Raw genomic sequence first — 13,144 nt, forward strand, 5'->3', positions numbered from 1 at the left:
TAGTATTAAAATGTTAATTTCACCATATTAGATCGTTCACCTTCGACTTGTGCAACTGGATCATATGGCACAACATAGTAGGTATTCGTTCTAAATATAGAAAAGTCTTCAACAATAAATTCATTCCCGCCACTTACTTCACCAATTAATTCATCTCCGTCTTTCTTCTCTTCATAAATACGATAAACAATTCGCTCATCACCACTGTTTGTCCATTCCAATTTTCCTTTTAGTAATTTTAAGCCACCAAATATATAAGAGCTAGCCAAATCATTAATTTGCGGTAAATCGACCGGTTCTTCCAAAGCGACAACATTATCAGGTTTTGTAAATGTAGTAACAACTGATTGCCTTTGGGCAAATTCGGATAAGATTTTTTTCGTTAATTCAGTTGGATACGAACTGCCACCGGTCAAATAATGATTTTCATCCGTGTTATCGTACCCCATCCAAAGAGCTGTTACATATTCAGGTGTAAAACCTACAAACCAAGCGTCTTTTGATTCACCTTCTACCGTAGGGTGATCTGTTGTTCCTGTTTTTCCAGCTAACTCATACGGGTAGGAACCAGCTGTTCCTGTTCCACTTTCCACTACACCCATTAACATTTCAGTCATGTTCCATGCAACTTGCGATGAAAAAATCTCCGTTGTTTTTGGTTGTGCTGATGCGATTACTTCCCCTTTTTGGTTGTAAATTTCAGAAATTGTATGTGCCTCAATCATTTCTCCACTATGCACAAATGTACGATACCCTTGTACCATTTGAAGGGGAGTTAATCCTTCTGTTAACCCACCTAATGCTATACCAAGATCCTTATCCTCAATTTCCAAATTCATTTTCTTTAAATAAGACTTCGAGTAATCTATGCCGATCTCATTTAATAGCCATACAGAAGATGTGTTTTTTGAGTATTTCAGTGCGTTATAAAGAGAAACAGCTCCTTCATAATTGTCATTGTAATTTCGAATTTTTTTCCCGTCCCATTCCTTTAACTCATCCGGAAGTGTAGAGTATGGGTTGAATTCTTTCGTTTCTAATGCTGGAGCATATACTGCTAGTGGTTTCATCGTTGAACCTGGCTGCCTTTTTTCTCCATACACACGATTAAGATTACGCATTACATAATCTCTACCGCCAAGCGCAGCAACAATACTGCCATCCTCTTGATCCATCATTACAAACGCACCTTCGACAGTTTCCTTGTCATTTCCCGGGAAATAGCCATCCTGTTGGAATTGGTCGAATGCAATTTGCTGGGCATCCTCATTCATCGAGGTAATAATCCTGTAACGATTCATTTTTAGTTCTTCCATTGTAATTCCATAAAGTTCTTCTGCTTCTTTGATGACCATATCAACAATCGTATGATAAGCAGGATTTATTTTCCGTTGGGCAATATTTAATTGTAATTCTTTTTTTGCCGCTTCCTCCGCTTCTTTTTCTGATATATAACCTGCATCACTCATTGTTTCTAAGACAAGATTTCGTCTATTTAACGCCTTTTCTTCGTGATCAATTGGTGAATATCCATTTGGAGCTTTTACCATTCCTGCCAAAAGAGCAGCCTCTTCAAGGGTCAAATCACCTACTGATTTATAAAAATATTTATTGGCGGCAGCTTCAATTCCATATTGTCCTTGTCCAAAATAAACTGCATTTAAATACATTTCCAAAATTTCATCTTTCGTAAATTCTCTTTCTAAATATAATGCGATCATTACTTCTTTTGTTTTACGAAGCCATGATTTATCATTCGTTAAATATAGATTTTTGGCTAATTGTTGCGTTATCGTACTTGCTCCTTCAACCTTACTTCTAGCAATTATATCACGATAAATCGCTCGTATAATTGATCTAAAATCAACTCCAGAATGGTTATAAAAACGCTTATCTTCTATCGCAACAAATGCATCTTTTACATGATCAGGAATTTCCTCCAGGTCAACCGGTAGTCTATATTCATCATATAAATACCAAATAATTTCCCCATCTTCTGTTTCTATTGTCGTAGGTGGAGAAATTGCCAGTTTATCTTCATCAGCGATTACTTTCCCCCCATATAAAATGGTCGTATAAGCAATTAATGCTAAAACAATTACCACACCAAGGGATAGTATTACATGCTTGACCGAAAGGCGGAAACCTTTATTCTCATCTGTTGTCTTGCTTCTTTTTTGTCCTGTTCTTGTTTCGTCCGCTGTTTCATTCACGGCTTTTTCTCTACGAAATAATTTGTTTTTTGTTCTTACTAATAAATCTTTCGCCTTTTCTTTTACGATGTGAAACTGTTTATGTTCTCGAACGTTACGACGACTTATTTGCGATTTATTTTTATGTCGATCCGATCTTCTTTTCGGTTTTGTCTCTCGTTCGTTTGAATTCATTTAATCACCTCAAGTGACTGTGTAAAAAATAGTTACAAGTTATTATCTTTTTCTATTATACGACATTTCTCGCAAGTGAGGTAATATTCACGACGAAAATTAGCGTAGAAACATTTGACTATCATACTTAAAAATAGGGTAATATAGAATCAAGGAGGGGGTTTTATGTGGGCTTTTATGACAACTGGTACTACCCAGGTTCTAAAAAAAATTGCCGATTCTTATCCAAAAATTAACTTTTATTTTATGAAAAAAGCTGGAACAACGCTTGCTTATTATGAGAGCAAGCGAAAAAAAGGTGTATTTGTCTCAGGAAGATCTTTTGAAGTACAAACTAAATATGGCGATGTCAATAAAGAAGGTTTTGTTGTGATGGAAAATATACCTGTCATGGAAGATGGAGCTACTATATTTGAAGATCAAGTCAAAAAAAGGTTTCCATCAATTAATAATTCAAAGGGCCTAGTTGCCGCAAGATTATTAAAGCAAGAAAAACGAAATCATTATATTATTTTTACGCAATGGAAAACAGAACAACATTATTTAACTTGGCAAAAATCAGATCTTTTTAAAGAAATAGACTTTGTCAATATGGCAAGACTACCGGCTTATTTTGCTGATCGACCTTTTACAGCTACTTATTTTATGATGAAAGAAGAAGAATAATTCGTTTACCTGGCCATGGAATACACCTCAAAACATCTCCTTTTAAAAGTATGAAGAAATTAGATTTGGAAACTCTAATAATAACGAAAACATTATAAAGGATGATGTTCATGCGGAGGATTACTGCTTTCATCATAAAATTTATTATGATGACATTCGTTTTATGGATAGTACTTGGTCTCTATTTTAATGTATCTTTTGGGAGTATTTTAGTTGCAAGTATTATTTTGACAACTGTTACATTTTTAGTGGATATATACCTATTGCCGAGAATAGGCAATATAATGGCTGCAGTCGGTGATTTTGCTATTGTTTATTTTGGTTTATGGTTTATTGGAAGGTTTATATTGAACGAAGCATTTTCACTCATTTCTATCACAAACGCTGCTTTCATGTCTGCTCTATTAATTTTAATTGGAGAATTATTTTACCATAGGTATTTGCTCAATGTTGTTTTTGAGAATGTTCAAGATGATGATAAACACTATAAGCAAAAAGAAGATAAAATACTCCAAACTGAAGTTGCTAATGAATTTGACAAAACGGATAAGGATAAATAGATTTAAAAGTTTCGGGTAAAATTAAATTCATTTTCATAATCAAAGCGAGCCCAACGTTACATGAGCTCGCTTTTAGAGGATGTTCAAAAAGTCCGGTAAAAATGACACTGCGAATTTCTTCGTTGGCTTGCTTTTCCGCTCCTTGAAAAAGGAAAGCACTTTTTCTGCGTGCCAGATCTTTGCTCATGTATTTAAATGCATACATCCGCTGACGGGAGCTGCGCCGCCTCGAACTTCTTGGTCCTTTTTATCCTCCTTTTTGAACACGCACTTTTATTAATTTACAACATATTCTTCAAAAAATGCACGGAATGTTTCTTCAGGATTTTCTTGTGAACCAACTATTCGCCCTACTTCTTTTCCATTTTCATAATGAATAATTGTCGGTGTACCTTCTATTCCATAGTGATCCATCAAATCAAATTCATGTAAATTCATTTTCTTCAAATCAACGCCCATTTCTTCTGCTATCGGCACTACTATTGGGGTCGTTTGCTGGCAGTAAACACATGTCGGACTGTAATAATAAACGGTAATATCTTCCCCATTTTCTAATTTATTATCTAAGTCTTCCGGTACTATAATATTTTGATATAAAGGATCATCTAGTTGATCAATCGTTTCTTGTTTTAGCGTATCTTTTCCGTATGGATTATCGGTATTTTCTAAGGCTTGATTATTTTTGTATTTATTTACAAAAAATAAAGCAACAAATAAAAGTATAATAACACCAACGATAATAAACATTTTATTTTTCATTATATTTCCTCCAAATTAATCAGAACTGTATGATTATCTTAAATAATATCTTAATACATTTATAATTTTTCTACTTATCTTTTTGTACGAAGAATCACAAGATGTAAGCTAAAAATAACAACAAATGCGACGCCAGCCAAAAATGGAATCGTAATAAATCCTAAATAATTTACATATTGTAAGTTACAAGGAATGTCGCCGCAAAATCCGCCCGTACCTTGCAAAGCTGGTAACTTTTGTAATGCATAATGATATGCGGAAACACACATACCTATTCCACTTAAAATAAGTCCGGGCAGAGCAATTTGAGCGTCTTTTTTCAAAATTGCTACACCGTAAATAATTACGAGTGGATACATTAGAATACGTTGATACCAACATAATTCACAAGGGATATAGCCCATTATTTCAGAATAAAATAAACTTCCACAAGTAGCTACTAGCGCTTGAGTCCAAATAATTAAAAAATAATTCTCATGTTTTTTAGAAATATTCATTTGAAAACTCCTTAGTTTTTCAATGCTTCTATTAGTATACTAATATACTCCTCTAAGAACAATCAGAAAAACTTAAACTAAAAAAAGCACAGGATGTATACTGTGCTTTTCTAGTCTTAGTCGATTAGCTTGCGCGCGTAATTTGTAATTGCAATTGTCTTTTCAATTCTAGTACTTGTTCATCATCTAATGGTAAAAGTGGCAACCGTACTTCTCCTACTTGAATGCCTTTCATACTTAATGCTGCTTTTAACGGTGTTGGACTTGGAGCAGAGAATAAAGCTTTAAACGTAGGTACTAATTCTCGATGAATCGCACCTGCTTCAGCCACATTTCCAGATTTAAATGCATGGATCATTTCTTGCATTTCGTTTCCGACAATATGAGCAGCAACCGAAACAATTCCAACGCCACCGATAGCTAGTACCGGTAATGTTAAACTATCATCACCACTGTATAATACAAAATCATCATCTGTTCGACCTATAATTTCAGCCATTGCATCTAAATCTCCACTAGCTTCTTTTACACAGACAATATTATCAATTTCAGATAAACGAACAATTGTATCCACATCAATATTAACTGAAGTTCTCCCAGGAATATTATAAACCATAATCGGTAAACTTGTTGCTTCGGCAATTACTTTAAAATGCTGATATAACCCTTCTTGTGGAGGTTTATTATAATATGGTGCAACAAGCATAATCGCATCTACACCACAGTTTTCCGCTTCCTTCGTAAGTGCAATAGATTCTCTCGTATTATTTGATCCAGCTCCAGCAATGACTGGGATTCTACCATTTACTTCACGAACGACAAATCTAAACAATTCAATTTTCTCTTCCTTCGACAATGTTGGACTTTCACCAGTTGTCCCAGCGACAACGACCGATTCTGTCCCATTAGCAATTAAATGTTCAATTAAGTTTTTTGTTGCAGAATAATCAATTTCTCCTTGACGATCAAACGGAGTAACCATAGCAGTAACAACTTGACCAAAATTCATTTCTTCACACCCTTTTATGATTTTGATAAACATAAAGGCTATGCTTGAATACTGGACACGAAAAATGCAACAACGACGACCCGCTGTTGCATAGAAAGTAATCTTATTTACATTCCGTGCGTAGATAGCCCTCCATATAGTTTCCTATATGACAGTCCTGCACCTATTCGATACAGACCCAGCTTTAAGATAATGAGTTTCTTAAAACTTCGGCAAATTCCCCTTTCAATAACCCTCTACAGAGCTCACTCTCCATCCGATTATTTACTAATGGTTTTTGCGCCTCCATACTCACTTAGAAAATTAGTGAATTTAGAAAAATAATATTTAATTAACTGTAATATAACAAATTAACATAGAGGATGCAAGAACTTAATTGAAAATATTATGTAAGTGCAATCGCAAGTTTAATTGGTAAATGGGTGGGACTTATTCATAAAGAGCTTATCAACCGCAGCATTACTACATGATATTGGGAAATATATATTCCGGAAGAAATTTTAAATAAACCTGAAAAATTAACCGAACAGGAATATGCCATTATGAAAAATCATGCTATTTTCAAATTATTAAAAATTATGTTGGAACGAATCACCGGCAAAAGCTTGTAGCCCTGCAACACTACAAATAACAAAGTTGTTTATTGGAAATATCATGACTAGCTTAATCGGTAACACAGTCGTACTAACAAACGGAAGTAAAGGCAGAATACTTCTGATTTCCAAAAATGATCCCGTTCATCCCCTTGTTCAAGTTGGTGAAAATTATATTGATCTAAGCAAAACATCTTCCATTTACATTAAACGAATAAATTAGTAATATTATACCTTTCCAATTAGGAAGATTAGCTAATGTTAAAAATATAAAAGTTCTGTGAATATCGTTTTAATTAGAAAAAATGCTATACTAGAGGAGTAATATTTTCCACTAAAAAGGGGGCTTTTTTATGCTTTCAAGAATCCATCAAGCGATTGACAATATGTTTTCTGAAATGGTCGAAATAAGACGTTATTTACACCAATATCCTGAAGTATCTTTTGAAGAATATCAAACTGCTGAATATATTGCAAATTACTATGAGAATCTAGGAATACCTTATGAGAAAAATATAGGCGGTAACGGGGTTATTGCAACTTTAAAAGGAGCTAAACCTGGTAAAACTGTCGCATTACGAGCAGATTTTGATGCATTAGCCATCCAAGATGAAAAAGATGTCCCATACAAATCAAAAAACCCTGGAGCAATGCATGCATGTGGTCATGATGGCCATACAGCGACATTACTCGTTCTTGCAAAAGTGATGAAAGAATTTCAAGACGAACTTGAAGGAACCATTGTCTTCTTGCATCAACATGCTGAAGAAGAAACTCCGGGTGGTGCCATTTCTATAGTCGGTTCTGGCAAACTAGATGATGTCGATGCTGTATTTGGAAATCATTTATGGGCGACTTCTACATTGGGGAATATAGAAACGAGACAAGGCGTATTTATGGCAGGTACTGATCGTTTTGAAATTACTATTTTAGGCCTAGGTGGTCATGGTGCTTACCCACATCAAACAAAAGATGCAATCGTAATTGGTGCAGAAGTAGTGTCACAATTGCAAAATATTATTAGCAGAAGAATCGATCCTTTAAAAACAGCTGTTATTACTATTGGACGATTTCATGCAGGAACTACATTTAATATTATTGCTAATAAAGCGACATTAATTGGAACTGTCCGCTATCTTGATCCGGAAATTCAAAGCATTGTAAAAGAAGAAATGGAACGGGTTGTAAAAGGTATATGTATTGCAAACAATGCAGAATATGAACTTAAATATTCTGAAGGATATCCACCTGTCATCAATCATGAAGAAGAAACTGAACTTGTTTTTGAGGCAAGCAAACATATAGCGGGAGTTAAAAATGCAATCGAAGTTGCCCCACAAATGGGTGGAGAAGATTTTGCTCATTATTTAAACGTTAAACCAGGAGCATTTTTCTTTACTGGCGCTAAAAAAGAAGGACATACTTATCCGCATCACCATCCTAAATTTGATTTCGATGAAAAAGCAATGCCGATTGCAGCAAAAATGCTTATCGGTGCCTATTTTACTTATCAGGAAAAACATAAATAATAGGATAAAAAGCTAGGACAAATCGTTTTAGTCTTAGAAATCCGAACTATAATAGTTCGGATTTTTCTATCGGCTCTTTCGCAGATTTTATTGCTAATATCCATAAACTTGACAGAGGATTTTACATATTTTGTATTAAAGCGGCTCGACATCTTGGAATATGACTCTGCATCTTGTGAATCGACTCGACATCTTGCGAATCGACTCGACATCTTGTGAATCGACTCGACATCTTGCGAATCGACTCGACATCTTGCGAATCGACTCGACATCTTGCGAATCGACTCGACATCTTGCGAATCGACTCGACATCTTGTGAATCGACTCGACATCTTGGAAAATGACTCTGCATGTTGCGAATCGACTCGACATCTTGTGAATCGACTCGACATGCAGGTCGAGTCATTCAGGTGTCGATCATTAAAGCTATGTCTCAATCTCTTTTTAACTTTCAATTTTTCGTTTTACATATCCATAATTAAATAAATAATTAAACAATATTCCCGTCACTAAGGTCAATGCAAGACTTACAAAATCAAACCAGACTAAAAATAATGCAGCAAAAATAATCGTTTGAATAAGGGTTAACTGAGTAAGCAATTTTAAAAAAGCTTTTTTTCTTATCGTTTGATTAACAGGATACAAATCTAACCAGATACTTGTTCGGTAATGGTAATAGAGTGTAATCATCTGAAAATTTGCCATATAAATGAATAATAAAGCAAAAATTATTTTCAACCAACTATTAGGGACAAAAAAGATTATTATGCCCCCGAGCACTATTAAACGAATGTACATACTTAGATAGTCGCCACTGCGTATAAACGTTAGACGATACAAATAATCAAACGTTGCATCATGCTTAAACGAGATATATTTATTGACTAAAGAAGCAAAAAACCTTCTTTTCTTTAGTCGTTTCGTTATTTGCGGTGCATCAGCAAACATGCTTACAAAGCGATAAAATAAAGCAAGACGATTTTGATCATTTTCAATTAATACATCCCAGGCAAGTCCAGATTGTCTTCTCGCTAAGATAATGTTGTTCACAATTACTGCAAAAAAGAACACAGTAATTATAACAACGAATTGCCCTACCAAGAAAAAGTAAAATAACGCAATACTTAATAACGTTCTAATGATTTTATCAAAAATTCTTATCTTTACATTACGAATTTTTAACATATACCAATTAGAAATCAAATTCCATGCTTTCACAACAAGAATAATAATAAAAATCAATATATAATCTTGTTTTCCTCTATTTAGATATACTTGTCCATATAATGGCATGACGGCAGCCATTGCGATCAAAACTAAATAGAGCTGAACAACATAATTATAGACAAGTGTTAAGCGAAAGTATGGTTGCATTTGTTCTTCTTTTACAATTAAAAACACTTTATCGGGCTCTTTTAAAAACATCTGGATTGGATTATAACTCACGACGAACCCAAGCACTAGCGCAATAACAAATGCTGCTGGAAAATTTTCATTGATATTTTCCAACCATCGTTGATAATAAACGGCGAGCGTAATGATCATAAATAGAAGGGCGATCATGAAATGCCCATTAAAAATATAGCGTAAATATCGATTTAGAAGTTTAATATGCTCACTTAATCTTTGTTTAAATAATTCATTTGGATTAAACATTACTTTCTTCCTTCGTCAATTGAACATATATATCATCTAGTGATGCATTAGGCATTTGAAATTCCTCTTGCAACTCATGAAGTGATCCCACGGCGCGAATATCCCCTTCATGTAAAATAACAAAGCTGTCACAATATCGCTCTGCAGTCGCTAAGATATGTGTCGACATTAATACGCCTGCCCCTTTACTTTTCATCTCGTCCATCCATTCCAAGTACGATTTTATCCCTAAAGGATCAAGTCCTACAAATGGCTCATCAACAATATATAAAGCTGGTTCAATCAAAAATGCACACATAATCATTACTTTTTGGCGCATTCCTTTTGAAAAATGAACAGGAAACCAATGTAAATGTCGCTCCATCCGAAATGCTTTAAGGAGTGTTGGCAATCTTTCTTTAAAAACAGATTCTTCTATATCATAGGCCATTGCTGTTAAACGTAAATGCTCATATAATGTCAACTCATCATAAAGAATTGGTTGTTCTGGAATATAAGCGATTTGTTTTCGGTATGCGGTTGGATCCTGCTTAAAAGTTTGTCCATTGATTTGAATCGTTCCACTTTTTTCTTGCATTAAACCAATAATATGCTTAATTGTTGTACTTTTACCGGCTCCATTCAGTCCGATTAACCCAACGATTTCTTCTTTGTTAACGTTAAAAGAAATTTTATGCAAAACATTCTTATTCGTATATCCACCAATCAGATTATCTATTTGCAATAACGGTTTCATCAAATCCTCCTCAAACTGTATAAATTATTTAAAATAAAAGAAGTCATTAACCATTAGTATATAATATATTTTAACATGATGTATAATATTTAAAGAAATGATTACAATAAAGAATGAAGAACTCGAGAAAGCCACTATATCCTTTATCGTTATAGTGCTGACCATCTGTTTTAGTGAGATATAAATCACTTAAACGCATCATTGATGCCGAAAAATGTCCCCGAAGTCAAATGGTCGCTAACTCGGCTTCTTCTTAAAGCAGACTGTGCTAAATGGATGTTTAGTGCAGTCTGTTAATTTTATTTCCAATATAAACATTTCATTTTATTAAGTTATGCATCTTTCTCACACGAAGATAAAAAACGATAATAAATAGAAAACTTATAATATAGATTTAACATAACCTTCATATACTTGTCTGAATCTTTATGATAAACTGTACTTACAATCACTATATACGGAGGAGTTGTTAACTTATGAAACATGACGATTGCCTTTTTTGTAAAATTATTGAAGGTGAAATACCATCCGCAAAAGTGTACGAAGATGATCATGTTTATGCCTTTATGGATATTAGTCAAGTAACAACCGGACATACACTTGTAATTCCAAAAGTACATACGAGAGATATTTACGAAACTCCTGCTGACGTGGCGGGTGAATTGTTTGCTCGAGTTCCAAAAATCGCACAAGCAATTAAAGAAGCATATAACCCTGTCGGAATGAATTTATTAAACAACAACGAAATCATGGCAGGACAATCTGTGTTTCATTTGCATATTCACATTATTCCTCGATACAGCGATGAGGATGGATTTGATGCAAAATGGATAACACGAAATGATGAATTTTCAATGGAAGAACTAAAAGAAATCGCTGAAAAAATAAGCAGTTCAATCAATTGACTAAAGAGAAAGGAGCATAAAAATGTCAAAAGGTAAATCAATCCTTATTGGTTTTATTGTAGGTGGAACAATTAGTGCAGCAACAACTTTATTAACAACACCTTCTTCGGGAAGAGAACTTCGTTACCGTGTAAAACAACAAAGTATAGAATGGAAAAAAATTGTCGATGATATCATTCAAGATGGTTTACGTCTCAAAGATCAGATAGCAAAAACATCGAAGGAAGGCGTAGCACTTATTAACGAGCTTACGCAAGAGATGAAAACATCTGTTGAGGAATGGAAGAGTGCAATCGAGCCACAGCAAGAAAATATTCATGAATACTTAGAACAAATTCAAGCTAGTATTAAGGAATTAGAAGAAAAAATAAATGAAAAAAAGAGTGAAGCGTAATGAAGAAAGAAGGTTGATAGATATTGACCTTCTTTTTTTATGACACTCCTTTTTCTAATCGTTATAATATAAAATATACTAAGTTTATACTAAAAATATTTTATCTATTTCACTAGATGTGGTATCCTGTAAAAAGAGTATTTTATCTAAAAAAAAATACGCTAATTCATATAACTGTGTTTAGGAAGTAGCATAAGGAGTGTAACAATGAAAAAAGTAATTTTAGCAACCTCTTTATCAATAGGAATTTTAAGCCTTACAGCTTGTGGCTCGAATGGAGATCCTGATATCGTCGCAAAAACGGATGCTGGGGATGTAACTAAAGAAGAATTTTATGAAGAGTTAAAAGCACGAAATGGTGCAGAAGTATTAAGAGAGTTAATTACATTTACCGTGTTAGAAGACAAATATGAGGTAACCGACAAACAGATTGAAGAAGAATTAGAAACCATAAAAGAACAAGTCGGTGAAGAATATGAAGAAGTACTAGAAATGCAAGGACTTACAGAGGAAGACTTAAAGAAAGATATTAAGAATAGTCTGCTACAAGAAGCTGCTGTCACAGAAGGTATCGAAGTAACTGATGAGGAAATTAAAACTTACTATGACAGAATGACTACCGAAATAGAAGCACGCCATATTTTAGTTGAAGATGAAGATACGGCAAAAGAAGTTGAGAAAAAGTTGGACAAAGGTGAAGATTTTGCGAAATTAGCAGAAAAATACTCCACAGATGATGCAAGTGCTGCTCAAGGTGGTGAACTAGGATTTTTCACTGTTGGCTCAATGATTCCAGAATTTGAAGATAAAGCATTTACAATGGAAGTTGGCGACATAAGCGAACCTGTTCAATCTGACTATGGTTTCCATATTATCGAAGTTACAGATAAAAAAGAAGTCGAAGAAGATGTTGGAACATTAGAAGAAAATGAATCTGAAATTCGCCGCAACTTAATGGAGCGTAAAATTGATCCACAAGAAGCAATGGAAAAAATGAACAAAATAATTGACGATACCGACATTGATATCAAGCTAGATGAATTTAAAAATATTTTTGAAGAGAGCCAAGTAATAGGCTAAAAATAGTAAAACAGACGATCAACTGTATCGTCTGTTTTTTTAATTTGACTGTTGCCTCCTAGCCCTTTCTTTCTCCAATCTCTCCATATAAATCTGCCCTTCTCGCTCAATAAATTGCTGTTCTAATTTTCTCTCCGCACGCATTGCACGAAGCGCCATATACCCGCTAAAACATATAAATAAAATCATCAAAAAAACCCACCAAGGAATATCAACTATCAATATTGTTCCCTCCTTGTCCAATATTCTCACTAGTTCATTTATATGTACCTTCAATTTATTTAATTACTGTTCCTTAAATAGTTTTAAAAATGTAAGTTCTAGATATATCAGAAAAGGAATTCCTAGATCATCCAAATATTATTGGAAACTC

At 34.1% G+C, this 13,144-nt stretch carries 13 protein-coding genes and 1 riboswitch; of the genes, 6 read left to right on the forward strand and 7 right to left on the reverse strand.

Annotation, left to right across the window (positions count from 1 at the left end; translation table 11 throughout):
* Nucleotides 1–5: 5 nt before the first annotated feature.
* A complete protein-coding gene (locus tag SPD89_RS11120; RefSeq protein ID WP_336262023.1) occupies nucleotides 6–2,387 on the reverse strand; it encodes a transglycosylase domain-containing protein in 2,382 nt (793 codons plus the stop codon).
* A 165-nt stretch (nucleotides 2,388–2,552) separates the two neighbouring features.
* Here SPD89_RS11120 and SPD89_RS11125 point away from each other — a divergent pair, with 165 nt between their 5' ends.
* Complete coding sequence (locus SPD89_RS11125) at nucleotides 2,553–3,053, forward strand: antibiotic biosynthesis monooxygenase family protein (RefSeq protein WP_336262024.1); 501 nt, start codon at nucleotides 2,553–2,555, stop codon at nucleotides 3,051–3,053.
* A gap of 110 nt (nucleotides 3,054–3,163) precedes the next feature.
* Nucleotides 3,164–3,613, forward strand: a complete 450-nt coding sequence (locus SPD89_RS11130) for a DUF2512 family protein (RefSeq protein ID WP_336262025.1) — start codon at nucleotides 3,164–3,166, stop codon at nucleotides 3,611–3,613.
* A 276-nt stretch (nucleotides 3,614–3,889) separates the two neighbouring features.
* Here the strand turns inward: SPD89_RS11130 and SPD89_RS11135 are convergent, their stop codons facing one another.
* From SPD89_RS11135 to dapA, 3 genes are all read right to left on the reverse strand, one after another.
* Nucleotides 3,890–4,372 carry a thioredoxin family protein gene (locus SPD89_RS11135; protein WP_336262026.1) on the reverse strand — a complete coding sequence of 161 codons (483 nt, stop codon included), beginning with the start codon at nucleotides 4,370–4,372 and terminating at the stop codon, nucleotides 3,890–3,892.
* Between the two features lie 74 nt (nucleotides 4,373–4,446).
* The gene (locus SPD89_RS11140) at nucleotides 4,447–4,869 is read right to left on the reverse strand and encodes a disulfide oxidoreductase (RefSeq protein WP_336262027.1); all 423 of its coding nucleotides are present in this window, start codon (nucleotides 4,867–4,869) and stop codon (nucleotides 4,447–4,449) included.
* A gap of 124 nt (nucleotides 4,870–4,993) precedes the next feature.
* Nucleotides 4,994–5,878 carry a 4-hydroxy-tetrahydrodipicolinate synthase gene (gene dapA, locus SPD89_RS11145; RefSeq protein ID WP_336262028.1) on the reverse strand — a complete coding sequence of 295 codons (885 nt, stop codon included), beginning with the start codon at nucleotides 5,876–5,878 and terminating at the stop codon, nucleotides 4,994–4,996.
* Nucleotides 5,879–5,995: 117 nt separating this feature from the next.
* Nucleotides 5,996–6,174: riboswitch (Lysine riboswitch) on the reverse strand.
* A 650-nt stretch (nucleotides 6,175–6,824) separates the two neighbouring features.
* Between dapA and SPD89_RS11150 the strand changes: the two genes are divergently transcribed.
* A complete protein-coding gene (locus tag SPD89_RS11150; protein ID WP_336262029.1) occupies nucleotides 6,825–8,000 on the forward strand; it encodes a M20 family metallopeptidase in 1,176 nt (391 codons plus the stop codon).
* Nucleotides 8,001–8,444: 444 nt separating this feature from the next.
* Here SPD89_RS11150 and SPD89_RS11155 read toward each other — a convergent pair whose 3' ends face one another.
* Together SPD89_RS11155 and SPD89_RS11160 are read right to left on the reverse strand one after the other, a co-directional pair.
* The gene (locus SPD89_RS11155; RefSeq protein ID WP_336262030.1) at nucleotides 8,445–9,656 is read right to left on the reverse strand and encodes an ABC transporter permease; all 1,212 of its coding nucleotides are present in this window, start codon (nucleotides 9,654–9,656) and stop codon (nucleotides 8,445–8,447) included.
* Nucleotides 9,649–10,392: an ABC transporter ATP-binding protein gene (locus SPD89_RS11160; RefSeq protein ID WP_336262031.1), complete on the reverse strand. Its 744-nt coding sequence runs from the start codon at nucleotides 10,390–10,392 to the stop codon at nucleotides 9,649–9,651. Before SPD89_RS11160 ends, SPD89_RS11155 begins: the two co-directional genes overlap by 8 nt.
* A 476-nt stretch (nucleotides 10,393–10,868) precedes the next feature.
* Here SPD89_RS11160 and SPD89_RS11165 point away from each other — a divergent pair, with 476 nt between their 5' ends.
* The 3 genes from SPD89_RS11165 (at nucleotide 10,869) to SPD89_RS11175 (ending at nucleotide 12,771) form a co-directional block, all read left to right on the forward strand.
* Complete coding sequence (locus SPD89_RS11165) at nucleotides 10,869–11,297, forward strand: HIT family protein (protein WP_336262032.1); 429 nt, start codon at nucleotides 10,869–10,871, stop codon at nucleotides 11,295–11,297.
* A 22-nt stretch (nucleotides 11,298–11,319) separates the two neighbouring features.
* Nucleotides 11,320–11,691: a YtxH domain-containing protein gene (locus tag SPD89_RS11170; protein ID WP_336262033.1), complete on the forward strand. Its 372-nt coding sequence runs from the start codon at nucleotides 11,320–11,322 to the stop codon at nucleotides 11,689–11,691.
* A 207-nt stretch (nucleotides 11,692–11,898) separates the two neighbouring features.
* Nucleotides 11,899–12,771, forward strand: a complete 873-nt coding sequence (locus SPD89_RS11175; RefSeq protein ID WP_336262034.1) for a peptidylprolyl isomerase — start codon at nucleotides 11,899–11,901, stop codon at nucleotides 12,769–12,771.
* A gap of 39 nt (nucleotides 12,772–12,810) precedes the next feature.
* On the opposite strand, the gene SPD89_RS11180 is transcribed toward SPD89_RS11175, so the two are convergent.
* Entirely contained in the window at nucleotides 12,811–12,990 is a 180-nt protein-coding gene (locus SPD89_RS11180) for a sporulation YhaL family protein (RefSeq protein ID WP_336262037.1), read from the reverse strand.
* Nucleotides 12,991–13,144 lie beyond the last annotated feature (154 nt).

Origin of the sequence: Pseudogracilibacillus sp. SO30301A, from assembly GCF_037072025.1 — a bacterium.
GTDB lineage: Bacteria > Bacillota > Bacilli > Bacillales > Amphibacillaceae > Pseudogracilibacillus.

What these genes read in the sequence shown, in the direction of transcription:
- SPD89_RS11120 (WP_336262023.1), bottom strand. Translation starts at nt 2,387, where the DNA reads ATGAATTCAAACGAACGAGAGACAAAACCGAAAAGAAGATCGGATCGA.
- SPD89_RS11125 (WP_336262024.1), top strand. Translation starts at nt 2,553, where the DNA reads ATGTGGGCTTTTATGACAACTGGTACTACCCAGGTTCTAAAAAAAATT.
- SPD89_RS11130 (WP_336262025.1), top strand. Translation starts at nt 3,164, where the DNA reads ATGCGGAGGATTACTGCTTTCATCATAAAATTTATTATGATGACATTC.
- SPD89_RS11135 (WP_336262026.1), bottom strand. Translation starts at nt 4,372, where the DNA reads ATGAAAAATAAAATGTTTATTATCGTTGGTGTTATTATACTTTTATTT.
- SPD89_RS11140 (WP_336262027.1), bottom strand. Translation starts at nt 4,869, where the DNA reads ATGAATATTTCTAAAAAACATGAGAATTATTTTTTAATTATTTGGACT.
- dapA (WP_336262028.1), bottom strand. Translation starts at nt 5,878, where the DNA reads ATGAATTTTGGTCAAGTTGTTACTGCTATGGTTACTCCGTTTGATCGT.
- SPD89_RS11150 (WP_336262029.1), top strand. Translation starts at nt 6,825, where the DNA reads ATGCTTTCAAGAATCCATCAAGCGATTGACAATATGTTTTCTGAAATG.
- SPD89_RS11155 (WP_336262030.1), bottom strand. Translation starts at nt 9,656, where the DNA reads ATGTTTAATCCAAATGAATTATTTAAACAAAGATTAAGTGAGCATATT.
- SPD89_RS11160 (WP_336262031.1), bottom strand. Translation starts at nt 10,392, where the DNA reads ATGAAACCGTTATTGCAAATAGATAATCTGATTGGTGGATATACGAAT.
- SPD89_RS11165 (WP_336262032.1), top strand. Translation starts at nt 10,869, where the DNA reads ATGAAACATGACGATTGCCTTTTTTGTAAAATTATTGAAGGTGAAATA.
- SPD89_RS11170 (WP_336262033.1), top strand. Translation starts at nt 11,320, where the DNA reads ATGTCAAAAGGTAAATCAATCCTTATTGGTTTTATTGTAGGTGGAACA.
- SPD89_RS11175 (WP_336262034.1), top strand. Translation starts at nt 11,899, where the DNA reads ATGAAAAAAGTAATTTTAGCAACCTCTTTATCAATAGGAATTTTAAGC.